General features: G+C 57.7%; 25 protein-coding genes, 1 tRNA gene and 1 pseudogene. 6 read left to right on the plus strand and 21 right to left on the minus strand.

Features of this window, described 5'->3' with window-relative positions:
- Window positions 1–609 precede the first annotated feature (609 nt).
- Entirely contained in the window at window positions 610–1,467 is an 858-nt protein-coding gene (locus NKH21_RS29350) for a hypothetical protein (RefSeq protein WP_352869338.1), read from the plus strand.
- 28 nt (window positions 1,468–1,495) lie between these two features.
- Here the strand turns inward: NKH21_RS29350 and NKH21_RS29355 are convergent, their stop codons facing one another.
- The 13 genes from NKH21_RS29355 to NKH21_RS29415 form a co-directional block, all read right to left on the minus strand.
- Complete coding sequence (locus NKH21_RS29355; RefSeq protein WP_352869340.1) at window positions 1,496–2,050, minus strand: CatB-related O-acetyltransferase; 555 nt, start codon at window positions 2,048–2,050, stop codon at window positions 1,496–1,498.
- Window positions 2,050–3,216: a glycosyltransferase family 4 protein gene (locus tag NKH21_RS29360; RefSeq protein WP_352869342.1), complete on the minus strand. Its 1,167-nt coding sequence runs from the start codon at window positions 3,214–3,216 to the stop codon at window positions 2,050–2,052. The genes NKH21_RS29355 and NKH21_RS29360 overlap by 1 nt, the downstream gene beginning before the upstream one ends.
- Window positions 3,217–3,229: 13 nt before the next feature.
- The gene (locus NKH21_RS29365) at window positions 3,230–4,501 is read right to left on the minus strand and encodes an O-antigen ligase family protein (RefSeq protein ID WP_352869344.1); all 1,272 of its coding nucleotides are present in this window, start codon (window positions 4,499–4,501) and stop codon (window positions 3,230–3,232) included.
- Window positions 4,502–4,594: 93 nt separating this feature from the next.
- Window positions 4,595–6,004, minus strand: a complete 1,410-nt coding sequence (locus tag NKH21_RS29370; RefSeq protein WP_352869346.1) for an oligosaccharide flippase family protein — start codon at window positions 6,002–6,004, stop codon at window positions 4,595–4,597.
- Window positions 6,005–6,101: 97 nt separating this feature from the next.
- Window positions 6,102–6,992 carry a hypothetical protein gene (locus tag NKH21_RS29375; RefSeq protein WP_352869348.1) on the minus strand — a complete coding sequence of 297 codons (891 nt, stop codon included), beginning with the start codon at window positions 6,990–6,992 and terminating at the stop codon, window positions 6,102–6,104.
- Window positions 6,993–7,020: 28 nt separating this feature from the next.
- Window positions 7,021–7,758 (minus strand): FkbM family methyltransferase, encoded by a 738-nt coding sequence (locus NKH21_RS29380; RefSeq protein WP_352869350.1) that lies wholly within the window; start codon window positions 7,756–7,758, stop codon window positions 7,021–7,023.
- 138 nt (window positions 7,759–7,896) lie between these two features.
- On the minus strand, window positions 7,897–8,514 hold the full coding sequence (locus NKH21_RS29385) for an rRNA adenine N-6-methyltransferase family protein (RefSeq protein ID WP_352869352.1): 618 nt from the start codon (window positions 8,512–8,514) through the stop codon (window positions 7,897–7,899).
- Between the two features lie 155 nt (window positions 8,515–8,669).
- Window positions 8,670–9,443: a glycosyltransferase family 2 protein gene (locus NKH21_RS29390; protein WP_352869354.1), complete on the minus strand. Its 774-nt coding sequence runs from the start codon at window positions 9,441–9,443 to the stop codon at window positions 8,670–8,672.
- A gap of 22 nt (window positions 9,444–9,465) precedes the next feature.
- A complete protein-coding gene (gene gmd / locus NKH21_RS29395; protein ID WP_352869356.1) occupies window positions 9,466–10,560 on the minus strand; it encodes a GDP-mannose 4,6-dehydratase in 1,095 nt (364 codons plus the stop codon).
- A 147-nt stretch (window positions 10,561–10,707) separates the two neighbouring features.
- Entirely contained in the window at window positions 10,708–11,985 is a 1,278-nt protein-coding gene (locus tag NKH21_RS29400; protein WP_352869358.1) for a sugar transferase, read from the minus strand.
- A gap of 40 nt (window positions 11,986–12,025) precedes the next feature.
- Complete coding sequence (locus NKH21_RS29405; protein WP_352869360.1) at window positions 12,026–13,345, minus strand: UDP-glucose dehydrogenase family protein; 1,320 nt, start codon at window positions 13,343–13,345, stop codon at window positions 12,026–12,028.
- Between the two features lie 150 nt (window positions 13,346–13,495).
- Window positions 13,496–14,086, minus strand: a complete 591-nt coding sequence (gene nusG, locus NKH21_RS29410) for a transcription termination/antitermination protein NusG (protein ID WP_352869362.1) — start codon at window positions 14,084–14,086, stop codon at window positions 13,496–13,498.
- Between the two features lie 334 nt (window positions 14,087–14,420).
- Window positions 14,421–15,011, minus strand: coding sequence for a biotin transporter BioY (locus NKH21_RS29415; RefSeq protein WP_352869364.1), 591 nt, complete (start codon window positions 15,009–15,011; stop codon window positions 14,421–14,423).
- 114 nt (window positions 15,012–15,125) lie between these two features.
- Here NKH21_RS29415 and NKH21_RS29420 point away from each other — a divergent pair, with 114 nt between their 5' ends.
- A complete protein-coding gene (locus NKH21_RS29420; RefSeq protein WP_352869366.1) occupies window positions 15,126–16,034 on the plus strand; it encodes an MBL fold metallo-hydrolase in 909 nt (302 codons plus the stop codon).
- Between the two features lie 13 nt (window positions 16,035–16,047).
- Here NKH21_RS29420 and NKH21_RS29425 read toward each other — a convergent pair whose 3' ends face one another.
- Both NKH21_RS29425 and NKH21_RS29430 read right to left on the minus strand, forming a co-directional pair.
- Entirely contained in the window at window positions 16,048–16,833 is a 786-nt protein-coding gene (locus NKH21_RS29425; RefSeq protein ID WP_352869368.1) for a DUF1499 domain-containing protein, read from the minus strand.
- An 83-nt stretch (window positions 16,834–16,916) separates the two neighbouring features.
- Entirely contained in the window at window positions 16,917–18,545 is a 1,629-nt protein-coding gene (locus NKH21_RS29430) for a fatty-acid--CoA ligase (protein ID WP_352869370.1), read from the minus strand.
- Between the two features lie 177 nt (window positions 18,546–18,722).
- On the opposite strand from NKH21_RS29430, the gene NKH21_RS29435 reads away from it, so the two are divergent.
- Both NKH21_RS29435 and NKH21_RS29440 read left to right on the plus strand, forming a co-directional pair.
- A complete protein-coding gene (locus NKH21_RS29435; RefSeq protein ID WP_352869372.1) occupies window positions 18,723–19,109 on the plus strand; it encodes a hypothetical protein in 387 nt (128 codons plus the stop codon).
- Between the two features lie 125 nt (window positions 19,110–19,234).
- Entirely contained in the window at window positions 19,235–19,624 is a 390-nt protein-coding gene (locus NKH21_RS29440; protein WP_352869374.1) for a DUF427 domain-containing protein, read from the plus strand.
- Here the strand turns inward: NKH21_RS29440 and NKH21_RS29445 are convergent, their stop codons facing one another.
- From NKH21_RS29445 to ppdK, 6 genes are all read right to left on the minus strand, one after another.
- Window positions 19,625–20,362 (minus strand): polysaccharide deacetylase family protein, encoded by a 738-nt coding sequence (locus tag NKH21_RS29445; protein ID WP_352869376.1) that lies wholly within the window; start codon window positions 20,360–20,362, stop codon window positions 19,625–19,627. It abuts the gene before it with no gap.
- Window positions 20,363–20,502: 140 nt separating this feature from the next.
- Complete coding sequence (locus tag NKH21_RS29450) at window positions 20,503–21,606, minus strand: glycosyltransferase family 9 protein (protein ID WP_352869378.1); 1,104 nt, start codon at window positions 21,604–21,606, stop codon at window positions 20,503–20,505.
- Between the two features lie 458 nt (window positions 21,607–22,064).
- Window positions 22,065–22,235, minus strand: a complete 171-nt coding sequence (locus NKH21_RS29455; protein WP_352869380.1) for a hypothetical protein — start codon at window positions 22,233–22,235, stop codon at window positions 22,065–22,067.
- Window positions 22,236–22,403: 168 nt separating this feature from the next.
- Window positions 22,404–22,571, minus strand: coding sequence for a hypothetical protein (locus NKH21_RS29460; protein WP_352564264.1), 168 nt, complete (start codon window positions 22,569–22,571; stop codon window positions 22,404–22,406).
- 504 nt (window positions 22,572–23,075) lie between these two features.
- Window positions 23,076–23,261, minus strand: a complete 186-nt coding sequence (locus NKH21_RS29465; RefSeq protein ID WP_352869382.1) for a hypothetical protein — start codon at window positions 23,259–23,261, stop codon at window positions 23,076–23,078.
- An 86-nt stretch (window positions 23,262–23,347) separates the two neighbouring features.
- Window positions 23,348–26,023 (minus strand): pyruvate, phosphate dikinase, encoded by a 2,676-nt coding sequence (gene ppdK / locus NKH21_RS29470; RefSeq protein WP_352869384.1) that lies wholly within the window; start codon window positions 26,021–26,023, stop codon window positions 23,348–23,350.
- 170 nt (window positions 26,024–26,193) lie between these two features.
- Between ppdK and NKH21_RS29475 the strand changes: the two are divergent.
- Window positions 26,194–26,432 (plus strand): annotated as a pseudogene (locus tag NKH21_RS29475) (VOC family protein); the annotation flags it as partial.
- 79 nt (window positions 26,433–26,511) lie between these two features.
- Window positions 26,512–26,586, plus strand: a tRNA-Gln gene (locus tag NKH21_RS29480).
- Window positions 26,587–26,730 lie beyond the last annotated feature (144 nt).

A 26,730-nucleotide genomic window follows, 5' to 3' on the forward strand; every position in this document is an offset into this window, starting at 1 on the left:
CGGGAAGGATTGCCGACTACGACAGCTCTCTCAGAGACATCCTTTGTGACCACCGAACGCGCCCCTACAATCGCCTCACGCCCCACCCGCACTCCAGGGCCAATAAACGCATCAGCTGCAATCCAAGCCCCTGTCTCAATCCAGATCTTTCCCACCACAAGGGGGAATGCAGGACTCCGATAATCATGCGTCGCGGCGCAGAGATGTACACCTTGACTCACGGTGACGTAGTCTTCAACCGTAATCGGCCCGACCGAGTAGCAAATCACTCTCGGTCCAAGGCTGCTCACGGCACCAAGACGCAAATTCCACGGCGCCCAAATGCGTGCCGATGGGTAGGGATGAGCCCCTCTGCTTACAGTTGCGCCAAATAGTCGCAGCAGGAACCGGCGCCAGCCGTGAGCCGGAACAGGAGACCATCTGTACAGTGTGGCTTCGACAATTTGCCAAATCAGTCGTCTTGATCTGTCTTTGAAGCCTGGCGTGGGAGCCGGTTCTAACCTGAGGCGTCGTGGGGTCAATTCGGGCATGGCCTATTCTGATCGGATGACGGTGCGATGTTCCAGGCGCGGTTGTTTGCCTGTCGATTCTGAATAAGAGGTTCGAACCATGAAGGGCTCGCTAATGCAAAGACTTTCAAAGTGGCGACACCAACTGCTCAGGCTCTCCGTTCTGTTCGTGACGTGTATTGCCGCTATCTGCTTGCCGACAAGCGCGCAGACCCCCGTCCCATTCAGGCTGTTCGAGAATCTATTTTTCTCGGGCGGACCACCCGATTTTCAGTCGTTCGGGTTCGAACACCTCACCATCGCCGACCCTCACGTTCTAGGGTATGATATTCCTAAGACTGACCAGGTACGAAAGGCTCTCGCTCTTCCCAGAGAAAACCGCTATTTGGCGATCGACATTGAGCATTGGCCGCTTACAGGCACTGAAGCGGATCGTGACTCGTCGATCGCCAATTATAAGGCGACACTCAGTGCCATAAGGCAGGCAGACCCACACCTCAACCTTGGGCTCTATAACGTCCTGCCAGTTGCGGACTACTGGCGTGCGATCGGCGCCCGAGGGGGGAACGGGCTCAAGGAGTGGAGGTCTCGAAACACCGAGATTGCTTCCGCCCTTATCCCCCATGTCGACATGCTCTTTCCGTCCCTTTACACCCCGTACGGCGACCAAGACTCTTGGGTCAAGTACGCGCAGGCCAACATCGACGAAGCGCGAAGAATTGCTCAAGGAAGGCCGGTCTATTGCTTTCTATGGCCCCAGTTTCCAAAGACTCTTGCTTTTCTGCCGGGCGAGTTCTGGTACGCCGAACTGCAAACCTGCAGGAGACTGGCTGACGGGATCGTCATCTGGGGGACGAGCGCCCCGGGGCCTACATATCGCCCGATGCAGTGGGACGAAGACGCCGAGTGGTGGCAAGCCACTTTGAAATTCTTGCGCGAATTAGGCAAGATCCCTTAGTGTAGGCTTGTTCACGCTATCCAAGGGTTCAGAGTATCCGAGAGGCAAATTTCCCTAATCGCGCGGGTCCGCGAAGCAGCTCCGAATGTCTTGTGCCCTCCTCGTCAGAAAATCGGCAGCCGATCGTTTTCGCAGGCACACCTCCCACTATTTCATACGGTCGAACATCATCTACAACCAAGGCGCCGGCCGCAACAATAGCGCCCTCACCAATGGTCACGCCTGCAAGTACGGTCGCCCGAGTCGCTATCCAGACATCGTCCCCGATTAAGGTTCTCTCAGAAGGAGGCCTCCCGGAGAATATTATCGGGACTCCCACCCTGTCATAGTTATGCTCTTTGCCCACGATAGCTACGTCGGGGCCGATCATAACATACTTTCCCATTTCCACAGATCCGCAAATTCTCGCCCGCGGCCCTATGTAACCATAAGGACCCATCTGAAGATCCCGGCTAATGTCTGAACCCGCGGCCAGATAGCTTGTTCTATCCACGAAAAACGCGCGATACCTCATTCGATTGAAGCTCATGCGGAGCTGCCGAGCAAGAGGACGTACGCGGGCAGCAAAAAGCTCTCCGCTCATCAATGCCCTCCAGAGGCCAAGGCGCACTCGATCATCCGAACTTGTGACTTAGGGGTATACCGGTCCTCGATCGTCGCAATGGCAAGCAATCTCTCTTTGCTCGTGCGGGGTGTTTCCATCCATTTCGTTAACACAGCCGCCAAACTCTCGACATCGTCTTCCTTGAAAAAATCACCGGTAATGCCCGGCTCAATCGCCTCCACCTCCGGCATCTGATTGTCAAAATTTCCGTGCGTAATTATTGGAATCCCATAAGCCAGTCCGTGCATCGCCGTAAGACCAACCTTGCCTGGAGAAACCATTGCCCGCGCGTGATAGACAATATTCGAAATCAGTTTCTCCTCATAGAGGGCGCCGTTGAAGACTACCCTCACGTTTAATTTTTCAGCTAAGTCTTGCAACTCACCCCGCAATGGCCCATCTCCGATTAACTGCAATACAATACTTCGGCCAGTCTTTCGATGGACAACATTTATTGCCTCAATTGCCAAATGGATCTTCAATTCCCTGGTTAATCGAGCAACACAAACTATGTAATCACCGCGGAGCAATGCATCGCTCTTCTCACTCTCAATTCTAATTCTTTCTATTTTTTGAGCATCATAATCGAGAGAGTTGTAGATTACGTGCATATCCCTTTCATTGAATCCAAATCTCGTACCAATACTTCTTGCACGAACTCCATATAGCATCAATCCGTGCGGGATCCGGTAATATAAATTGCGTAACGCACGTCGCACTTTGCCTTCTACATTCAACCAGCCGTGGGTCCAAAAGTACACTTTATATCCCGCCAGCCGCGCGAATAGCGCATAAGGCCAATTTGTTAAAATGTAAGGATTCCCGAGAAATATCATATGGGAAAATCCGCCTGTTAGAAGCTTACCCAGTAACCCAATCTGAATTGTGAACGGTCCAATGACCACTTGCCTCACGAAGACGATTCCATCCAAACTAGGCCCAGACTTTAGATCGAACTTGTTCTTTGAACCAACAAAAAACGTGTAGCGGTACTTTTCGCTCTTTTGCAATTCCTTGAATATTGCTTCTCTGTAGTGCGGAAAATGCGAATACACCACCGCAACACGTTCTCTGCGATCGACCTCTCCTGCCACGCTACCCTCTGAGACTTCAAGCTTGAATATGGCTGGCCCCGCCTTCGACATTTTCGGATTCGAATCAGCGATTACCCAAAGGGTGCGTTGATCTCGGAACAAGCAGCGGGCGGACATACCTGTAAGGATACCATCTCTGTTGGAACAAAAGGGAGACCATAGAAAGAGACGCCCACATTGTGTACGACGTGTACAACGATCCAGAAAATTGAGCTCCGATCAAATACTGCAGAAATATCAGACATGCCCAGGCATTTGAGTCGCCCGCCCGCAGCAGTCTCCAACATTGAAATGAAATTCGGAATAGAAGCAGAATAAAGGGAATCCCGCCGAGTATACCAGTGGCCATTAGGCTCTCAATCACGACATTGTGTGGATAGAATAGCGTAGTCCGTTCCTCGAGTGCGTCTCCAACGATCGGGCTCTCTAAAAACTGATTGTAGGCGGAATGAGCACTTACCTGCCGCTGTCTCGCAGATATATCAAGCTCATCGGAAAACGAGGCCGAGACACGGCTTAGCCCCAAGGAATCCAACAACTGGCTATCAATGACACCCATTTGCATGAGGACAATGCCGGCGGATATCGCAAACAGTGATGCGACGATCAGTTTTGACGTCCGCAGCGACGCGATGCAGAAAAGCGAAACCACAAGCAGAGCGGCAAGCGGCCCTCGCGAGTCCGCCTTAACGAGCACAATGGCCCCGGCCACGATTGCTAAAACAGCAACTCCCTTCGACATCCAATTCGAACCGCGAAGGTATGCTTTCAAGAACATCCAGGCACCCAGCAAGCAGGTAGATGCTCCCGCATGTCCGACGAAGATCGGGTTAAGCGCCGATACGTTCAGTCTCCCCCCATCGACCACATCGCCCGAGCTGGTAACGAAGTCGAAGTTCCCTTTTGCCAATATGAGCACGCTGCAAATTGCGCCGGCATACAGTAGCACAACTCCTAGTGCGTCGAATTTAACCCATTGCCGCGGAAGAATAAGGGCAAAGGCCGGGGCGAAACAGACGCCGAATGCCCAAACCCAATAGAACCACCTTGGCCTGCCAAGAAGAATATCTTGTAAAACCGTGTCGTTAAGAATGCGAACAAAGTACACAATCCAAAACGCTAGAAATAACGCTACATCAATGTTTAAGTTAACACTTTTCCTAAAGCGAGAGCCGCCCCAAATAACAAGTATTGAAAGAACTAACACGAAGCCGCGAAATATTATCGACACGCTCGCGTTGCCCGGACTTACAAACTCCATCATCGCCGCCAAGAGCGGGAAGCCAAAAATGCCCGCAAGGCATAGAAGGATATATGGATCTTTTAGGTTTACCACTCTATCTCTCGACGAAGAGTTTCTTGCTCTTGTGCAGACAGGCCATTCTTTCATACAAAACGACTATGGCTACTTTTGGAAACGTACGGATCCTCACCGCCAGGCCACCAAGCACAGGAAACCAAGCGAGCCAACGAACACGGCCAACGACAGCAGCGACGACCGTGTGAAAGGCACGAGATTAACGTTTAGCCCATAGAGGCGCATATTTCCAATAATCCCGACCACCGACCCGAAGGCGACAGCGGCCGCAATCCCAACTGCAACATAAGCACCGTAGCCCGTTTTCCCAGCTATGTACCCGAAGATGACGCTTCCTGCCGCAATCGCCCACTGGCCAGCAATGTTCCAGCGCAGCATCCCCGCTCCCTGCGCATACAATTGGATCACATTACCAAGGGTCGAGATGTACCATCCAATGCTAAGCACTGCGACGTTAATGATGAAAATCGATGATATCTGCGACAACACAAAGTAGGAGACTAAGGGTGCACAAAGACAGGTCATGGCGAAGGCCAAGGCTGTCAAAGCGGCAAACTTTGGAAAGACCATATTCACAAGATTCTTGGCGGCTGCCTGATCATGTATATAGCGTCTTGAGAACTCTGGAATGAGCGGCATCGAGGCGGACACAATGAGCATTCGAGTATATGCCGTTATCTTGTAGGCAAGATCGTAAATACCAAGGACAGACAACCCTCCAAAGTGATTGATCATAATTCTAGACAGCGGGTCGAACACCAGTCCTGCTAATGACGTAACCTGCAATTTTATTCCATAGCTCATCGTTTCCAGAAACGCTTTGCGTGAGAACTGCATTGGAACAATGCCTAATCCAGGTATTTTCGCGACCAATACTATCCTTGCTAGCACAAGAACAAGCACGAACTGTGCTGCTTGAGACAGCGCCATACCCTTTACGCCGATATACGGTATGAGTGCGTAGCTCAATACAATGAATATGAGAAAACCACAAATTTGAATAATTGATCTGATATCCGATCTATGCAACCCATCTAGTGCGCTCAGTTGACTACTAACCATAACATTCAAAAAAAGGGATATCGAAGTGACAATGACGAGCCATTGCCCGATTTCGTGAAACTTATCTTCGATACTTGAGACCACCATTCTGCTAAAAGGAACGAGTGTGACCAGTATGATTGCCGTATATAAAATCGCTGTAGCCAGTGTAACGGTGTCGATGTAAACGGCAGCACTTTCACTGTCGTGATCAGCGATCGCCACCATCCTCGACAAACCTGCTCCGCCCGAGACATCAGCTAGCCGTCCAAATGCCACAATCCCTACAGTGAGTGACCAGAGGCCTAGCACTTCGGTCCCCGCTTCGGCAATCAGTAGGCGGTACACCAGAAAATAGCAGATTGTTCCGACCGCGCCTTGGGCGAACGATAGTGCCGAATTTCGCCCAAGCCCTTTGCGCAAAATGCCGCTAGGGGCCTCACGCAAAAGTCGAACTGCACTCTCTAGATACTCACTCAAAGAAGCGATCCATCTGCGGTTTTGGGTGAAGCTCCTGAAAGGGACGCCATCCAAACGAGAGACGTCAAAACGATCAGCTCGATTTGCCTCACGCCCCTCATTGGGGGAATTGTTTCCTGACATGGTCGACAAACAAATCGGGTAGCGGAATGTTGTCGAGGAAGCTCGTCTCGCGGGAGGGATCGTCGTTCACTGTGACTATCGCCTGGCCTGGGTAAGTAATCCGCGGAACCTGTGAAAAAAAGGCAGCCCACAGATTGAAGTTGGAGCCAGTTCCGATGATCGCGCTTGCCTGAGCCATTTCGAGCATATGCGTGACGGATTCTGCATCGTCTGCTCGCTGTACGTCCGGTAGACTAAGCAGCGGAAGAAGTTCGGAATCGCTTCCGTCAGAAAAGACGCGGGCCGGTATGCTCCTCCCTAATCCGTCGCGAAGTGCGGTAAGGCTATCGCAGTACCATTTGATTGGGAGCCGATTGTTGTGCATTCCTGCCTTCACTCGGCCCGGATCAAAGCCGGTAAAATCGCCAAGTCGCACATGGACTGCCACGAAGGGTTCCACAGGCGCCTGCGGCAGATATTTTTTGCGGGTGATCCGACGAAACGCTTCGTGCAGCACACGCCCGTGGCCGCGGACTTCATGGAAATGACTTTCAAAGTTCGAGGTCCCTGTGTTCTTGAAGACCACAACCGTGTTCCTACTCGGATACGGCGCAGGCTCAATCGCATACGCCGGAATCTTGCGCGCCGTTGCGAGAAGGATCGTGCGCCACGGCTCTCCCACATAGCCTTCATTGGTAAAAAGCTTGAAATATTCGCGCCTGTCACGCTCACGGCGCAGATAGGGGCCGATGCGAGGGCGCAACCAGCGCGGTCCGAGCATCCGCGCATTGTTGTTGCGACACCATATCTCGCAACGCGCCCAGGCAAGCATGCTGTGGCCGAGACCGAACCGGCCGATATCCGCATACCCGTAGAGATCTGTCATGACCGCCTGTTTCATCAAAATCGGCGAGTCAGTCAATATTCGGTAGATAAATAGCGTCAGCCCAAGCCAATTGGCCAGACTGATTATGATGTTGGTTGTATATCGCGTGCAGATGATAATCAAATTTTTCAAGGTATGCTGTTACGTCGTGAAACTGGCAGCATCCATCATATATCTTCATAAATAATACTTCTGAGTATATTACTTTAATTCGCTTCTCTATAATTAACTTCTCCGCACCATTCAAGATGTTTAGCTCCGAACCTTGGGCGTCCATCTTGAGGAGGCCTATGTCTTTTACGTTCGCCTTTCTGCAATATTCAGCCAAGGTCGTAACGTTCACTTCTACTACCTTCTCTTCCAGCATATATTTGTCAAACGTTGAACCAGTAGCTCTTGGACTAAATAGGGAACTGGCATCCGGCAGCGTCGTGACATGGAAGGAAGATATTCCTTCCTTTGAAGAGACGGCCATGTTGATCGGAACGATTCGCGGCTCACGCTCGGCGACAGCACTGAGTTTCGCAAAGTTTTCCGGCAATGGTTCGAAGGCGTGAACAGTCGCCTTCGGGCATCTGTTTGCATAAGTGCCCGTGTCACGCCCGTCGGCAGCGCCAACTTCAAAAATCGTGGACACTGCGTCACCTGCGAGGCGTAATTGTTCCTCCATAGAATCATCGATGTGAACGCCGCGCTCAAGCTTTCTCAAATGGTAGCCGAATAGACCGAAAAACCGCTGCGCTGCGATCGCCAGGCTCACCCTCATGAAATGGTTCCTTGTTTGCTACCAGTAAGTTGAATTGATGAACGCGCTATCACGACGAGTATATTTGCCCTGGTCGATCAGAGGCGTTTGAGGACGCTGACTCCGAGTCGTTGGGAGGCGACGAGATATTCCCGCTCGTCATTTTGCCGATCTTTTGCGAACCGCTATGAACTGATCGTTCAGGACGCTGTGAGTCCATTCGCTTGCCGACAATACTTCTTCCAGCTTCTGCATCACTTCAGCTTTTCGCGGCCATCCTGGCTCGACGCCAAACAGACGGAAGTCGTCGACGATGACGGCACAGAAGTGGTCCAAATTGGCCTGGATGAGATCTAGTTCCTTCAACACAGGCTCCGGTTCGTCACCTTGACCGGTGAGGCCGCCGCTAAAATGTCCATCTAGAAAAATAAGCGCCGTTTGCACCCGTGCCGCTATTTCTGGAAGCAGCTTTGCGCCGTCTCCCAGCAGCAGCTCCACATTTTTCCGCTTTGCACAGCGCTTGCTGGCCTGCTGGTACAGAGCTTCGTCAATCTCTACCGAGATCACTTTGTCGAAAAGGTAAGAGAGACGCTTTGTTGTGATCCCTTTGTAGGAGCCAATCTCCACCGCAGTCGTCGCGCCCGTTATGTCTCTGCACGTTTTCATGTTGTGCAGCTTCGTCAGCGAGTGCGGAACAAACTGCCGGTTGCGCAGTTTTGCGACGAGGTCAAGGACATAGCCCGCAATCGGCTCCAAAATGCTCTTCGGGTCATTCATCGTTGAGGTTCTGCAGCATGGGACATTGTTGATTGCTCAAGTTAGGGGCATCCATGGTTGGGTTTCCATATACGCGTTGGAATCGATCGGCTAGGCGCGGTGCATTCAGGCAGATTGAGAACCAGGCTCCTCGCTAGAGGCTGAGCTGTTGTCTTTCAAGCTGAACGATCAGTGCTCCCATGTGGTTTGGACAAGAACTGCCCTAGCTTTCGGGCCGGCTTGGCAAGAAGCGCGTAGTCGAGAGGCCCTGCCCCCAGCCAGCGGCGGCGCGACCGAAGTGCTTCCAAATTGTGCCAGATATGCGAGACAATGCTTCGCGTGCTGGCTCCGCCAACCATCATGTCCACCAACACGTGCCCGGTCGCTGCCGTCTGAAATCCGTGAAGCTCAACAGCTCTCAACATCCAGTCATAATCCGATGCCACTTTGAGGCTGAGATCGAATCCGCCGACCACGTCCGCCACCTTCCTCGTCACATAGAACGTTGGGTGGGCCGGCATCCATCCGGTCCGAAAGCCCTTGGCGGGTCGGGCCTCAGCACGCCAACGGCGCACGACTCGCTTGGTCAAATGGTCTTCGACAAAATCTAGGTCACCATGAAGAATATCGGCCTGCTCGAGCCCCGCGGAGATCCGCCCCAGTGCTGTGCGATCGTGAAAGCAATCGTCTGAATTCAGCACGCCAACTGCATCTCCGGTATAGAGGCGCAGCCCCTTATTCAGCGCATCATACATCCCGGTGTCGGGTTCGCTGATCATTCGAATCTGGTCCTGCGGATAAGACCGGACTATTGCCATCGTCCCGTCCGATGAATTGCCGTCGATGATCACCAGCTCCTTATCACCATGATCCTGAGCCAAGAAGCTCTCGACTGTATGCCGAATTGTCGCCGCGGAGTTCCAACAGACGGTCAAGACCGAGATTCTCATGCCGGTCCGGCCCCGACGCCGCTTACTGTGCCGCAACGCGAATGCGGTCCTCGTCGAGCCGCCGATGTTCGGATTCCCGCCGTACTGTTTGGAGGTCGGACCGGACCATTTCCTCGACCATTGTCGCCACCGACGTTGTTGCCTTCCATCCGAGAACGCGCTCTGCTTTCGAGGCGTCGCCAATAAGAAGCTCGACTTCGGTCGGCCTGAAATAGCGCGGATCCACCTCGACCAGAACGGCGCCGGATTTCGCATCAATGCCTTTTTCATCGATGCCGGAACCAACCCATTGGATCTCGGTCCCGACCTCATTGAATGCAAGCTCGACAAAGCGGCGGACCGAGTTCTTCACTCCGGTTGCAAGGACATAATCGTCTGGTACATCATGCTGGAGAATTCTCCACATGCCTTCGACGTAGTCGCGGGCATGCCCCCAGTCCCGTTCAGCCGACAGATTGCCGAGATAGAGTTTGTCCTGAAGGCCGAGACTTATCGCGGCAGCCGCGCGGGTGATCTTGCGGGTGACAAACGTCTCGCCGCGCATCGGGCTCTCGTGGTTGAACAGGATTCCGTTTGACGCATGAATATCGTAAGCTTCGCGATAATTCACCGTGATCCAGTAAGCATAGATCTTGGCAGCCGCATAGGGCGAGCGGGGATAAAAGGGCGTCGTCTCCCGCTGTGGGATCTCCTGCACCTTGCCGTAGAGCTCGGACGTCGATGCCTGATAGAAACGCGTCTTTTTTGTCAGGCCAAGCAGCCGGATGGCTTCGAGCAGGCGCAATGTACCGATCGCGTCGGCATTCGCCGTATATTCCGCGGTCTCGAAGCTCACCTGGACATGCGATTGTGCGGCAAGATTGTAGATCTCGTCGGGTTGAACTTCCTGGACGATGCGGATGATGTTGGTGGCGTCGGTCATGTCGCCATAGTGCAGCGACAGCTTTACGTTCTTTTCATGCGGATCCTGATAGAGATTGTCTATTCGACCGGTGTTGAACGAGGATGAGCGACGTTTGATGCCATGGACATCATAGCCCTTTGCCAAAAGAAGTTCCGCCAGATACGCGCCATCCTGGCCGGTGATGCCAGTGATGAGTGCAGTTTTCCTAGTCATTGTGCTTCTCCGGGGTCGGTAAGACGATATTCTCAACGTTGATCAGCGTGGCTTTGGACACTACAAAATACCTAACTTCAAAAACTGAGATGTGAGGGCTTGCGAGCGGTGGCTTGGTTACGTCGACTACCGATCTTTGTCGTCTTGTCAACGTGCGCCAAAGCCCGTCAGCATGGTTCGGATGGTACGAAACACAATCAGCACGTCGAGCCAAGGGGAGAAATTCTTGATGTAGTAGAAGTCGTAGTGAAGTTTTTCAAGAACATCGTCCACGGCCGCAACGTGGCCTTGGTTGACTTGTGCCCATCCGGTAATGCCAGGCCGCACGATGTGCCGGTAGCGATAGAACGGCAGCTCCGCTTCATACCACTTCGAGAGTACGAGTGCTTCCGGCCGCGGTCCTATCCAGCTCATCTCGCCGCGCAGGATGTTGAAGGCCTGAGGCAATTCATCGATCCGGGATTTTCTCAAGAACTGCCCCAAACGCGTGATGCGTGTGTCGCCGGCCTTTGTGATGGCCGCTTCCTTTTCGTCGACAGCCGTGTCGCTGAGCTTCATCGTTCGAAACTTGTAGACTTCGTAAGGATGCCCTCCGTAGCCCATTCGCTTCTGTCTGAATAGTGCGGGTCCAGGTGAATCAATCTTTACGGCAATCGCCACAAACAATAGCAATGGCGAGAAAACAACGAGCACAAATAACGCAGAGGCCCAGTCTACCGACTGCTTTATTTTCAGGTAAGCCTGATTTGGATTCAAGGAGCCTAGAGTGTTTTCAGAAAGATGCTCGATCTCGACTCTGCCTGTGAGCGATTCGCTGATTTGCTTGACGTGATAGACTGGTGTTCCCGACAGCGCGCGATCCGCAATATACCGCTCCCATTCATCTGAAAGATCGGCCCTGAGATCGGCCACGACGCCGCTCGCGTATTCGACAACCGTATCGGGCGAATGGATCCTATGCCAGCTCACGCCCGGTATTGTCTCCAGCCTGTCGACATCTCCGCCAGGAATTATCGCCAGGCGGTATGCATCGAGCCGTCGCGTGGCCAGGCTCAGGCCAAAGTACCACAATGTTGACTGGATGAAGCTCGCGGCAGCCTGGAATCGGCTGTAGTCAAATCTGAAGAAGAAGATAGTGACGAACACAAGGCCATAGGTCAGCGCGAAAGTTGGCAAGATGTAGCCAGCCGCCGCGACACCCGGGAAATTACCGATGCGCTTGTAGAGAAAGTAGCCTGTCGTATGAGCGATGAATGCCGCGACGATCGTAACCTGCAAGTTTGAGTACAGGATAACCTGTTGATCAAACGACATGCGGATCAGCGCAGGCAGCAGGATAGCGAATGTCAGTCCGCCAAGCAGCTGAAAGCGCATTCGGAGCAGCAGATGCCTTCGATTGGGCAATTGGACAGTGGTGGTGCTCAAATTGAATCTCGCAACCCGGGCCCTATGGAAACCTGGACGTTCACCTGACAAGTTGCCGCTCTCGGCCAACGCTGGAATAGGTTATCCCTTCCCTCACGACGTCCTCGCCGCGATAGACGTTTCGCAGGTCGACCATCACCGGCGTCGCCATCACTGCACGAAGCCGCTTCAGATCCAATGACCGAAACGCGTTCCACTCGGTGACGATGACGATCGCGTGCGCGCCGTCGGCCACCGCGTAGGCGCTTTCCCCGAATTCAATGCCGTCGATCATCTTGCGCGCCTGCTCCATGCCGACCGGATCATAGGCCTTGATCGAAGCGCCTGCATCCTGGAGTGCCTGAATGATGGCCAATGAGGGGGCATCGCGCATGTCGTCGGTGTTCGGCTTGAACGTAAGGCCAAGGATTCCGACAGTCTTGCCGCGCACAGAGCCGCCGCAGGCCTCAACCACCTTGCGCGCCATCGCCCGCTTGCGCTGGTCGTTTATCGAGACCGTCGTTTCAATCAGCCGCACTGGGCTTGCCGCGTCCTGCGCGGTCTTGACCAGTGCCAGCGTATCTTTCGGGAAACAGGAGCCGCCATAGCCCGGCCCAGCATGAAGAAACTTTGCGCCGATGCGGTTGTCCATGCCGATGCCACGCGCCACGTCCTGCACATCGGCTCCCAACCGCTCGCAAAGATCGGCAATTTCGTTGATGAAGGTGATCTTCATGGCCAGAAACGCATTGCCGGCATATTTGGTGAGCTCAGCCGTACGTCGGCTCGTATAGAATATCGGCGCCGCATTCAGCGAGAGCGGGCGGTAGATCTCGCCCATGACCGTTTTGGCCCTTTCGGCATCGGTTCCAACAATGATGCGGTCGGGCCGCTTGAAGTCCTCGATCGCCGATCCTTCGCGAAGAAATTCGGGATTGGACACCACCGCAAAATCGGCGGTGGGATTTTGCTCGCGGATGATCCGTTCGACCTCATCACCGGTACCGACAGGGACGGTCGATTTCGTCACCACGACCGTAAATCCTTTGAGCGCGCGGCCGACTTCGGCGGCCGCATCGTAGACGAAGGACAGATCGGCGTGCCCATCGCCACGCCGTGACGGCGTGCCCACGGCGATGAAGACGACATCCGATTGCGAAACCGCATCGGCCAGATTGTCGTCGAAACGCAAGCGACCTTGCACGGCGTTGGTGGTGACGAGGTCGTCGAGCCCTGGCTCGTAGATCGGTATCTTGCCGAGTTTGAGCATGGCAAGCTTTTCCGCATCACGATCGACGCAGCAGACCTGATGGCCAAAGTCGGCGAAGCAGGCGCCCGAGACGAGCCCTACATAGCCGGCACCAATCATTGTTATCCGCATATCGCGTACTCTTAATCAGCGCCGACGAGACGATCTCGTCAGACAGCGCCTAGTCCCACCGAAGAACGGCTACCGCACTCCCGGGTGAAAAACCCGAGAGCCGATCCTACAACAATTTGCATCGCCTCGCCGCACGTTGATGCTGCGATTTTATGCGATTGCTACGAGATCCCTGGTATCCAGATCGACAGGTATCTCGCCATTCATGATGGCAACCAGAACCCGAGCCCTTCCGGCTGGATCGAGCCGGTCAAGGCGACCGATCATTTCCGCGAACGGGCCGGAAAGGATCCGAACCGAAGCACCGGCTGCGAGGCCGCCGCTGAAATCGAGCAAGCCATGCCTGCCGGTCAACGCAATGAAGCGCTCTACCAGACCGGAGGGGACAGGCAAAGGCCGGTCCCCTTGCATGACGAGGGAGCGCACCCCGAAGGTTCCGTTGATCGAGCGCCACCGTTGCAACGCGACGTCAAGGGCTATGAACATATAGCCGGGGAAATAGGCCGCAACTCGTGTTTCGAGCCGCCGGGCATGACGCACGGTTTTCTCGCAGCGAGGCACAAAGGGCTGGAATCCCTGGATCCGGAGATGCCGCTCGGCGACATGCTCTTTTCCGGGAAAGACACTGGCGGCATACCAGTGCGTTGCCGGTGCGGCGGTCGGCTCGGGCGACAGGGTTGTTGCCTTGCTCATTGTTTTTTTCGCGCTACTCACGTGTCTTCCTTCGGCGGTCGGCGGCATGATCTCAGGTCAACGGTTACGACAGTGTGTGGATACCAGCAAGCAACCAAGCCACTAGAGTCAAGGCGGTTGGGTTAAGAATTTCCTACACATTGTCCAGAAATTTAGCTGTGCCTAAATAATCATCGAGCCGCTTTCTTTTTCATCTGGCGGAGATGCTATGTCGAGCAATTTCCATACGTAGATGCTTGGTTACGCTGGTCGTGCCGAATCGACCGTCGGTTCTGGTCCTTAGTCCGTCGACTTGAAGCTAATGTGACGGGCTCGAGTCATGAAGGTCTGACAGCGACGCAACATGCAGTTCCGTTCTGACTTCAGTTCGGCTCGACCGGCTTCACGAACGCTTCAACAGCGACCAGACAGCCGGCACCAGGCTCGCGGCCAGCGCAACCTTGATCAGATCACCGACGATAAAGGGCACCACCCCGAACTGCCAGGATTTTTCCGGGCCGATCAACAGCGCCAGCCAGGCAAAGCCCATTGCCATCATGACGATCTCGGCCACCAGCATGGCATTGAAGAGCTTGATAGGATGGCGATCCCAGCCGCGGTCGGCAGCCCAGCCGACGATGGCCGCCATCACGACGAAGCCGGCTAGATAACCGCCGGTCGAACCGAGCATGTAAGCGATACCGATGCCCTTTTCGGGCGTGCTCTGGAAGACCGGGAGGCCCAACGCGCCCTCGGTCATGTAGAGAAGCAGCGTGGCGACGCCAAGGCGCATGCCGAAGGCGGCAGCGATCAGGAAGACGGCGAGCGTCTGCATCGAGATATCGACCGGTCCAAGCATGACCTTGGTCTTGGCAGACAAGATCAGCAGCAGCGTTCCGGCGATCGCCAGCAAAAGCTGTCCTGCCAGCCGGGCCGTGCCCTTTTCAGGCAAAGCGAGAGAAATGAGCGGACGCATCGTCGTTGCAATTGCCATGGTCTTCCCCGTTCCGGATTGCCGCCGAACGCGGCCTTGCGTTTTCCTATATTGGCTTCCGTGCTATGCGGCAATCGGTTTTGCCCTCGCCCCAAAAAAGGTCGCGACGTTCGCATGGCGCTGAAATTCGATACACGCTTCGATCCGGCCTACGGCCAGGGCGTAGCCGTTGCGCCTGGTATTCAACGCGTCACCGCCAGGAACCCAAGCCCGTTCACCTTTCATGGAACCAATAGCTATATCGTCGGGCGCGAGACGCTGGCGGTGATCGATCCCGGGCCGGATGACGAGGCACATCTTCGAACACTGCTCGAAGCGATCGGGACCAGGCCGGTCAGCCATATCTTCATCAGCCACACGCATCGCGACCATTCGCCGCTGGCGGCGCGGTTGAAGCAGCATACGGGTGCGGTGGTTCTGGCGGAGGGCCGGCATCGACCGGCGCGGCCATTGCGTACCGGCGAGGTCAATCCACTCGATGCCAGCGCCGACACCGGCTTTGTTCCTGATATCGCGCTGCCGGATGATTTGGTGATCGACGGCGACGGCTGGGCGATCCGGACGGTGCTGACGCCCGGCCATACAGCCAATCACGCGGCCTTCGCGCTGGAGGGAAGCGGCATCCTTTTCTCGGCCGATCACGTCATGGCGTGGGCAACCACGATCGTCGCGCCGCCGGATGGCGCGATGGCTGACTATATGACATCGCTCGACCGGCTGATCGAACGCGATGACCGGCTGCTGCTGCCCGGTCATGGTGGGCCGGTGACCGAGCCGCGCAGCTTCATGCGCGGATTGAAAATGCATCGCAAAATGCGCGAGCGGGCAATTTTGGAGCGGATCAACAGCGGCGACCGGACAATCAAGGACATGGTGGAGGCGATCTATCGAGACACCGACCCCCGCCTGCATGGCGCGGCCGGCCTGTCGGTGCTTGCCCACCTAGAAGACCTGGTGGCGCAGGGCTTGGTCCACACCGATGGCGCGCCGGCTATCCACGGCATCTATTCGCCGGCAACGTAGCACACTTCGGATATTATTCCGCCGGCGCCACGCCCGCCTGGCCGGCGACTTCCTGGTCGAGTTCGGCAAGGAAATCGGTGATGCGCGCTGCATTGTCGCCAAGGTCGTGGCGGCCGTAACGCGAGGCCGAGCGCATATCGACGATGACCGCATCGCCGTCGTCGCTCACGCGGATGGCGACATCGGCGGGAAGGCCAAGCAGCAAGCTCTTGGCCAGTGCATCGACCGTCACGTCGCTTTGCCCTGCTGCCTCTGGAAACGGCGCCGTAAGCTGCCAGCCGCGCCGAGCGAGCACGGTTTTGACCGCATCCAGAACGCGATCGAAAGGCAAGGTGTAGCTGCGTCCGGTAACGAGCGGATAAGCTTCGATTTGCAGGCGCTCCTCGCCGGGTGTCGGGGGCGAAAGCTCGTTCATATCCTTTGTCCGGGTAGAAATATCGAGCGCCGGCGGGTCGTCGAAATCCGTCGAGATGTCGCGCAGCGGCGGATAGGTCGCCGCCCAATAGGCCGCGACGGCATAAGGGATGAGCACCAGAAGCGCCAGCAAGGCGCCGGCGGTCAGGTCTTGGCCGCCACGATCACCGAAGTTCCACAATCGCGCGAAGGCAAACCCGGCAAACAGAAGCGCAAACGCGGCCAGCAAGGCGACAATGCCAAGCACCCATAGGAAAGCTTGGGTCTCGACGAGCTCATAGCGATGGCCGATGAGAGCGGTCAGCAGCAGGACTGCCGAAAACGCGCCAGCGCGCCGCGACCAACCGGCAGCCCTCGACGTTTGTCGCTCGGGAATTCCCGTCATTGTTTTCCGCGCTGCCCCAACCCGAACAAAGGCATAGTGCCTTTCAGCGGCGGCTTGAAGGCGCAAAGACGCCGCATCTCCGGTCAATCCGTCGGCAGGTGATAATCCCGGAACTGCTGGCGCAAGGTAATCTTCTGGATCTTGCCGGCAGCGGTGTGTGGGATTTCGCCGACAAAAGCGACGTCGTCCGGCATCCACCACTTCGCCACCTTGCCGTCCATGAAAGCGAGAATATCCGTCTTGGTCGGCTCCCTACCCGGCTTGCGCACGACCACGAGCAAAGGCCGCTCGCCCCATTTCGAATGCGGAATGCCGATGGCGGCGGCCTCCGCCACGTCGGGATGGCCGACCGCGAGGTTCTCGAGCTCGATAGTCGAGATCCATTCGCCGCCCGACTTGATTACGTCCTTGGCGCGGTCGGTGATCTGCATATAGCCTCCGGGATCGATATGCGCGACGTCACCGGTATCGAACCAGCCGTCTTGATCGAACTGTTCGGATCCGATGCCGCCATAATAGGCGCGCGCGACGGCCGGCCCGCGGACCTTGAGCCGGCCGAAGGTCTTGCCGTCCCATGGCAGTTCGCTGCCGGCGTCGTCCGTCACCTTCATTTCGATGCCGAACGGTGTAAAGCCTTGTTTCTGCTGGACGCCGAGGCGGGCCTCGCCCTTCAGCCCGGCGTAATCCGGCTTCAGGGTGCACAGCGTGCCGAGCGGCGACATCTCGGTCATGCCCCAGGCGTGGACGACCTGGACATCGTAACTGTCCTGGAACTTCGTCGTGAGCGCGCGTGGACAGGACGAGCCGCCGATGACGACTTTCTGCAGATAGGGCAGTTTCTTGCCGGTCTCTTCCAGATACTGGAGGAGCATCATCCACACCGTCGGCACGGCCGCGCTGAAGGTCACCTTCTCGGTGTCGAGCAGCTCGTAGATCGAAGCGCCATCCATCTTGCAGCCGGGCATGACCAGTTTGGCGCCGACCATCGGCGCGCTCTGGGCAAGGCCCCAGGCGTTGGCATGAAACATCGGCACGACCGGCAGTATGGTGTCGCGCGACGACATACCCATGGCGTCGGGCATCGCGGCGATCATGGCGTGCAGCACGTTCGAACGATGGCTGTAGAGGACGCCTTTCGGGTCGCCTGTCGTACCCGAGGTGTAGCACATGCCGGCGGCGGTGTTTTCATCGAATGTCTTCCAGGCGAAGTTGCCGTCGGCTTCAGCGAGCCATTCTTCGTACGCAACCACATTGGGCAGCGCAGTCTCCGGCATATGCGCATTGTCGGTCAGCACGATAACCTGCTTCAGCGACTTGACCGCGCCGGCGATCTTTTCGAGCTGCGGCAGGAAGGTCAGATCGACGAAGATCGCCTTATCCCCGGCATTGTTCATGATCCAGGTAATCTGCTCGGGAAAGAGCCGCGGGTTGAGCGTGTGATAGATCGCGCCGATACCCATGATGCCGTACCAGGCCTCGATGTGGCGCGCAGTGTTCCAGGCCAGGGTTGCGATGCGGTCGCCAAGCCCCAAACCGTCACGCTCGAGCCGCTGGGCGACCTTCAGGGCACGATCATGGATCTCGGCATATGTGCTGCGCACGATCGGCCCCTCGATCGAACGCGACACGACCTCGCGGCTGCCGTGCTGCCGCTCGGCGTTGTCAATCAGCTTATGGCAAAGCAGCGGCCATTCCTGCATCAGCCCGAGCATCTTGTTCCTCCCGATATTTTTTTCGCCATTGTGGAGCGAACCGGCGGATTGTCCAGCCAGGATCGGGCTGGAGCGGTGCATGGAGCCAAATGAGGCCGAATTCGCCACAATCCGGCCATGCTCGGCGTTAACGTTGATTAACGGGCGGGGCGCGATTGGCGAATGAAAGAGGTTCGCATGGACGCGCAGCTCGACGACAAAGCCCTCGAAAATACGCTTGCCGAAAGTCTGGCCGATCTGGTAGCGGCCGACGTCGCGCAGGCCGATCTGGTGCCTGACGCCAAAGCCGTTTCCGAAGATGAATTCGTCGAGGTCGTCGGTGGCGCCCTCGAAGCGGTCGGCGGCACGCTCTTGTTCAAGATGTGCGTAGAGAACGAGGGCGAAAGCCAGCACGTCGCTGCCGCCTGCGTCGGCGACGGCGGCAGTCGCCAGTTCCTGCTGCTCACCTTGCCGACCAGCGGTGGTGCGCTGAAGGTCGAGACGACCTCGAAAAGCACCAATCCGGTGGCCGGCATTGCCGCCGCCTATGCCGGGTTGATGGACGCATTCCAGGCCGCGGCCTGATTTTAGGCGGGATACCGGAGGAAAGCGCAAGACTGCCGCCCAGGGGCGACGCCCGCCGGTGGCCGGCAGGTCTTGCGCAACGCGGTTGCCAGACACATCTTGGGGTTGAGGCAAGGAGATCCGATATGGACCAAATCGCAAACCCGTCACCCGGCTTTCAGCGCAATCCCGGCAAGGTCATCACCGTCGAGCCTTACAAGGGCACCGTGAGGGTGCGCGCCGGCGATGTCGTCATCGCTTCGTCCAGCAAGGTCAAAGTGCTGACCGAATCGCCCTACCCCCCCGTTTTCTATATTCCGTTCGGCGACATCGACTTTAAACAGCTTGGCAAGACCGAACACTCGACCCACTGCCCCTACAAGGGCGATGCCAGCTATTGGAGCGTGCTGCCCGCCAGCGATGCCGGCAAGGACGCGATGTGGGCTTATGAGCGGCCTTTCGACGAGATGGCCGACATCCGCGATCACGGCGCGTTCTATCCGAACAAGGTGACCATTGAGGCCACGCCCCACTGATCAGTCGGTGGTGCCTTGATCGCCGATGCCGTCGGCATCGTCGAGACGCACGAAGGTGAGGCCCTTGGCCTTCAGCGCCAAAAGTCCCTGCACCACGCCTTCGCCGGCCGCATGGGTCGGCTGGTTGATGTGAGCGATGATGACGTCGCCGTCCTTTGCCGCGGCAATGCGCCGGGCGGTCTCTTTTGCGCCGAGCAATGAGCCGCCATCGCCGTTGACAGAGAATCCGGCGATCTTGAAACCAAGCTTGCGTATCATCGCGATTGCCGACGGGCTGTATTCGGCGGTTGCGCCGCGAAACCATTTCGGCGCCGGTTCGCCGGTCACGGCAAGAGCGGCAGCACCCGATTCGACCTCGGCCAGCACAGCCTCCGGGCTGCCGGCACTGCGAATGCCGTAGATCTTTTGCGGCGTGTCGACGGCTGGGACATGGCGGCCGCCATGGTTTTCCAATTCGAACAGTTCGGGATGCGCCCGCATGATCTCGACGGCGGCGGCGTTGTGCTTCAGCCAGATGCCGGTGACGAAAATGGTGGCAGGAATCTTGTTTTCCACCAGCGCCGAGAGAATCCGTGTGTCGGTCCTTCCGCCGCACGCATCGAGCGTCAGCGCGACGCGGCCGCTACCCGCCTCGGCCTTGATGTGCAGCGTCGGTGCGACGAGCAACTGCGCGTTGCCGGGAGAAACAGCCCACAGCGATATCGCAACGGCGCAAAAATACTTTTGGAACGGGCGCATCGATTACTTCCAGGTCGGCCGGATCAAAGTTGAAGCGGCGACCCCAAGACCGGCATCAAGGCGGAAATCGGGACGATGCCCCTGCAAAAGCGTCGGCAGCGGCAATTTGACCGCCGGCCTGACCTTTGGCAAGCGCGAGGTCACAACGCGTGCTTCACGTCCTTAACCTTACGCGAAAGGGTCGCGCGCACCGCGTCGACCACCGCTTTGACCTCAAGTCGCCAGACGCAGCAAGCCTTGCTCGGATCGGGACGGCGGCACAGGTCCCTGGCTATGCACTCGCAAGGCATAGAGGGCCGCGGCGTAACACTGGCCACGCCGACAGGGCCCCAGACGGCCGGGTCGGTCAGGCCGAACAGGCCGACAACCGGCGTTCCGGCGGCGGCGGCCATGTGCATCGGGCCACTCTCGTTTCCCAGAAACAGGCGTGCCTGGCCGAGGACCGCCAGCAGCGTTGCCAGCGACAGCGCCCCGACCACGTTGACGACCGGCGAAGCGGCCTTGGCGACGATGCGCTCGGCAGATGCGCGTTCATCGGGGCCGCCGACAAGCAGGAAGTCCAAGCCGGTCTGCCGTGAGATCTCATCGATCGCCAGCGCAAAACGTTCCGGCTGCCATTGCCGCCCCCGGAAGCTCGCTCCCGCATGAACGGCTATGAAGGCGTTACGCCGAAGATGATGCCGGTCGAGAAGCGCCAATGCCTTGGCGGTCTCCAGCGGCAGCGGCTCAATCTTTGGGACCGGCGCACGCAACTCCACGCCGAGCGCCTCAAGCGGCGAAAGATAGCGGTAGAGATAATGCTGGCCACCAAAGCCAAACGGTTTGGCCAGGACGTTGGCGGGCTGGCGTTCCAGCCAGCGCAACGGTTTTTCGGGTGGATCATATCCGACGCGGGTCTTGGCGTTGACGAGCCTGACGATGATGCGTGAGGTCTTGGAATCGGCCAGGTCGATGGTCAGGTCAAACCGGAACCGGCGCAGAGCGCGCACCATCGCGTAAAGCTCGCGACCACGCTGCACAGGGGTGCCACGCATCCGTACGCGCCGGAACGCCACCACGTCCGAGGCGATGCCATGAGCCAACAGAAAACTGGCAAAGTTCGCTTCGCAAAGGAACACGATCCTGGCCATTGGATATTGGAGGCGCAGGTTTCTGGCGAGCGCGGAAGCGAGGACAATATCGCCGATGAACTTCGTCTGGAGGATGATAATCGAGCGGACGTGGGTGGGCGGGTTCTGCAACATCTGTTTCTGGCACCGGGGTGGGTTCGGGGGCCGGAAACTGGGCAGAAACGATGTCGGGATTTGGAGCTGACACACGCACGTTCGCGTGAATTCGGTTACAAATCGGCAAGGTTAGATGCCGGTGGACTCCAACTCCTATCCGCGGCCGTACTTTGCAGCCTGCACGGCCGCTTGCGCGGCAGATCTGTTCCAGATCGAGCAGATCAAAGTCGACACGGCGATCCCAAAAGCCCCCCTCAAAGCTCAAGGTCACAGTGCGTGCTTCGCGTCTTTAACGGTACGTGAAGGATCACGTCCACCGTGCCAGCAATGATCAATCGTCGCACCTGCCCGCGGCACACTTTGTTGGAACACATTTATTTGAGATTGGTCAAACGGGTCTTCACGAGCGACTATTGCCACCCGAAGCTTCCGGCGTCGTGTGCGCCCCCAGGGATCATGCTGCATGACCCACTGATTTACCGAGAGTTGCCCTGTGCCTTTTCTTGGCCTTGAGACTTCGACCACCAGACAAAATACAGCGAGCCCATCTTCATCACAGGCACGCGGCGGTCGCGTTCCCGGGCTCGCAACTCACGATAGGTCTTCATCTTCAGAGTGCCGCCAGGCAACCTGATACGCACCGCCATCGGTCCAACTCCCGTTGTGCAACGCAGCAATTTTCGTGCAATGCGGTAAGTAGAGACCTTCCGTTACGGAAGAGTCAACAGCAGCCTCATCAACTTAATTTGCAAGCTGGCCTGCGGAGGCTCCGCGCGGCTTTCCCAGGCGCATGCCAAGCCGAAAGAATTGAGGCGTCACCCTGGCGACTGATCGTCAACCAGGCGCTGGCGGTTCGACCACCAGGTGAAATAAACCCGGCCGATCTTGACGACGGGTATGCGGCGGGCGCGCTCGCGGTCGCGCAATTCGCGGTACACTTTCACCTTCAGCGTGCCGCCCGGCATTCTGATACGCACTGCCATCGCTTCCGCCGCCCCAAATTGTGCAATGCAGCATCAAAGACCTTCCGTGGCGGAAGAGTCAACGCCCGCCCGCCGACTTTTTCTGGGATTTGTCGAGCGGTCTCGGAAGTTTTGGCGCGCACGGCGGTTCCTGATCCTGCACCGAGGCGTCAATGCCCAGTCGGGATCGTCGGGTGCGGGGCTATTTCCTTGGCGAAGATTTGTTGGGCGACGATGGGCGATCGGACATCCCGCTCGGCCACCAGATGACGAAGTAATTGCCGACCTGCCAAACCGGCACTTCGCGCTTCTGCTCGCGACGCCGCAGCTCGTCCCTTTTCTTGATCTTCAAAGTCCCGCCCGGAAGCCTGATTCTTATTGTCACGTGTCCTCCCCGTACCCCCCAAGGTACGAACGATAGACGGGAACGGTTTCATCCCGGCTAAGCAATTTCATCCAGGTCGAGCAATTTCGGGCGCGGTAGACGCAGGAACCGGGACCGGAGCGAGATCGCCGGAGCCGGGTTCATTTGAAGAAATCCGCAATGCCGTTGATGGCCAGCACAGCATAGACGATCGGTCCGGCGATAAACGCACAATAGAGGCAGAGGATCGCCGCCAGCACCGCGAGCAGCGGCTTGTCGCGACCGACGGCGCGGAGTTCGGACTTCACCGACCAGCTCGCCGCAGCGGTTTGTTCATCATCAGACATGTGCACCATCCCGCGGCCATTTCACACGGCGGGTCGAAAACATCAACCTTCCTTGCCATGCGGAGGAATCGGCGGTCGGTATCTATTCACGCTCCGGCTTTCGCAGCCTGCACCGCCGCTTGCGCGGCAGCCAGCCTGGCAATCGGCACCCGATAGGGCGAGCACGAGACATAGTCGAGGCCGACCTTCTCGCAGAAATGGATCGAGGCCGGGTCGCCGCCATGCTCGCCGCAAATACCGAGCTTGATGTCGGACCGCGTCGCCCTGCCCTTCTCGGCCGCCATCCGTACCAACTCGCCGACGCCCTCTATGTCGAGCGAGACGAACGGATCCTGCTCGATAATGCCTTTTTGCCGGTAGGTCTCGAGGAAAGAGGCCGCGTCGTCGCGCGAGATGCCGAAAGTGGTCTGGGTCAAATCGTTGGTGCCGAAGGAGAAGAATTCGGCCGCCTCGGCGATGACGTGGGCGCGGATCGCGGCGCGCGGCAGTTCGATCATCGTGCCGGTCAGGTAATCGATCTTGACGCCGGTCTCCTCCATCACGCTTTTGGCGACCGAATCGATGCGCGCCTTGACGAAGTCGAGCTCCTTCACCAGCCCGACCAGCGGCACCATGATTTCAGGCACCACCAGCGCGCCGGCCTTCCGGCCGGCCTCGACCGCTGCCTCGAAAATGGCGCGCGCCTGCATCTCGGCGATTTCGGGATAGGAGATGGCAAGCCGGCAGCCGCGATGGCCGAGCATCGGATTGAACTCGTGTAGCGCTTCGGTGCGCCGACGGAGCTTGTCCGGCGACACGTTCATGGCGGCGGCGACCTCGGCCACCTCCTCCTCGGTCTTGGGCAGGAATTCGTGCAGCGGCGGATCGAGCAGGCGGATCGTCACCGGCAGCCCGGCCATGATCTCGAACAATTCGAGGAAATCGGCGCGCTGCATCGGCAACAGCTTGGCCAGCGCCGTTCGCCGCTCCTTTTCCGTGTCGGCCAGGATCATCTCGCGCATGGCAACGATGCGGTCGCCGTCGAAGAACATGTGCTCGGTGCGGCAAAGCCCGATGCCTTCGGCGCCGAAGGAGCGCGCCATGCGCGCATCTAGCGGCGTCTCGGCATTGGTGCGCACCCTCATGCGGCGCGCGCCGTCGGCCCATTCCATGATGGCGGCGAAATCGCCCGAGAGTTCCGGCTGCAGCATCGGCACGGCGCCCTTCAGCACCTGGCCGTTGCCGCCGTCGATGGTGATGATATCGCCCTTGCGGAAGGTCGCGCCCATCGCCATCAGCGTGCCGGCCTTGTAGTCGACGCGCAGCGAGCCGGCGCCCGAAACGCAAGGCTTGCCCATGCCCCGCGCAACAACAGCGGCGTGGCTGGTCATGCCGCCGCGCGTCGTCAGGATGCCTTCGGCCGCGTGCATGCCATGGATGTCTTCGGGGCTGGTCTCGATGCGCACCAGGATCGCCTTGCGGCCTTGTGTCTTGGCCTCCTCGGCGTCGTTCGATGAAAACACGATCTCGCCGGTGGCAGCACCTGGAGACGCCGGCAGGCCGACGCCGATGATGTCGCGCGCCGCCTTCGGATCGATCGTCGGATGCAGCAACTGGTCGAGCGAGGCCGGATCAATGCGGGCGACAGCCTCTTCCTTCGAAATCAGTCCATCCCTGGCCATGTCGACGGCAATCTTCAGCGCCGCCTTGGCGGTGCGTTTGCCGGACCTGGTCTGCAGCATCCATAATTTGCCGCGTTCGATGGTGAATTCGAGATCCTGCATGTCGCGGTAATGCTTTTCCAGGCGGTCGGAGATGCTGACGAAAGCCTGGAAGGCGTCCGGCATCAGCTTCTGCAGCGACGGCTTGTCGGAGCCGGCGGCAATGCGCGCCGCCTCGGTGATGTTCTGCGGCGTGCGGATGCCGGCAACGACATCCTCGCCCTGCGCGTTGACCAGGAACTCGCCATAGAGCTGCTTTTCGCCGGTCGAGGGGTTGCGGGTGAAGGCAACGCCGGTGGCCGAGGTGTCACCCATATTGCCGAAGACCATGGCCTGGACGTTGACCGCCGTGCCCCAGCTTGCGGGAATATCGTGCAGGCGCCGGTAGGTGATGGCGCGGTTGTTCATCCAGCTGGAAAACACCGCGCCGATCGCGCCCCAGAGCTGCTCGTGCGGATCCTGCGGAAAGGGTTTACCAAGCTCCTCCTCGACCTTGGCCTTGTAGAGCGCGATCACGCCTTGCCATTCGATGGCTGTCAGCTCGGTGTCGAGCTCATGGCCGAGGCCACCCTTCTGGTCTTCGAGGATTTCCTCGAACACCTCATGGTCGAGGCCCATGACGACGTCGGAATACATCTGGATGAAACGGCGATAGCTGTCATAGGCAAAGCGCGGATCGCCTGAATCGGCGGCCAAGGCTTCGACCGTCTCGTCGTTGAGGCCGAGATTGAGCACGGTGTCCATCATGCCGGGCATGGAAGCGCGGGCACCGGAGCGCACGGAGACCAAAAGTAGTTTCGACGGATCGCCGAAGCGGCGCCCGGTCAGCCGGCCGATATGGTCGAGGGCTATCGCAACATCCCCTTCCAGCGAGGCCGGATAGGCGTGGCCGTTCGCGTAATATGCGTTGCAGACTTCGGTGGTGATTGTGAAGCCCGGCGGCACCGGCAGGCCCAGGCTGCACATTTCGGCAAGGTTGGCGCCCTTGCCGCCGAGCAGATTGCGGTCGCCGGCACGGCCTTCCGCGGCGCCGTCGCCAAAGGTGTACACCCACTTGGTCATGCTTGCTCCCCGGTTGCAGGAGATTGGAAAGGCTTGGCAAATCGAGCGATATGATGCTGCAGCGCGAAAGGCAAGGCATCGGCCAAGCCGGCCGGCCTCTACAATCGATTAAGGAAAAGCTGCGCCGAAAAGACTTGCTTTTTGGAAAGCTTTGAACAACGGGCAGAACGATGAGAATGACCGGAAAGCTCGATTATCTGGAAATGCCGGTGACGGCGGCACGCTGGACAGCGTGAAGGCTTTCTACAGCGCGGCCTTCTCGTGGTCGAAAGATGCGCCGGCCAAGCCGCTGCCCGTGCTCTATTCCGAAAGGCTGGAGAAAACATTGAGCGCCGTCGAGAATGCCGGCGGCACCATCGTCAAGCCGATCTTTTTATTCCCCGGCGGCAGGCGGTTCCATTTCGTCGATCGGTCGCGCATAGTCGGCATTGAGCTTTCTGCCGGCTCGTCCTATAAGGCCGCGCGCACAGCGGGCACGCTCCGGCTGTTGGGGCGTCGCCAAGTGGTAAGGCATCGGTTTTTGGTACCGACATTCCCAGGTTCGAATCCTGGCGCCCCAGCCAATTCTCCGATTCTGACGATCTCCCGAGTCGTGATCTAAGTTGCAGACACCTTGGTCGCGGAGTGAACCGCCCCGGGTTTTCCGGAGGCCGTTTCGTTTGAGTCACGCGGCTATGGCTGGTTCATCCAACATGGCGTAGTAGCGT

It is taken from the genome of Mesorhizobium sp. M1329, from assembly GCF_040318035.1.
Classification (GTDB): Bacteria; Pseudomonadota; Alphaproteobacteria; order Rhizobiales; family Rhizobiaceae; genus Mesorhizobium.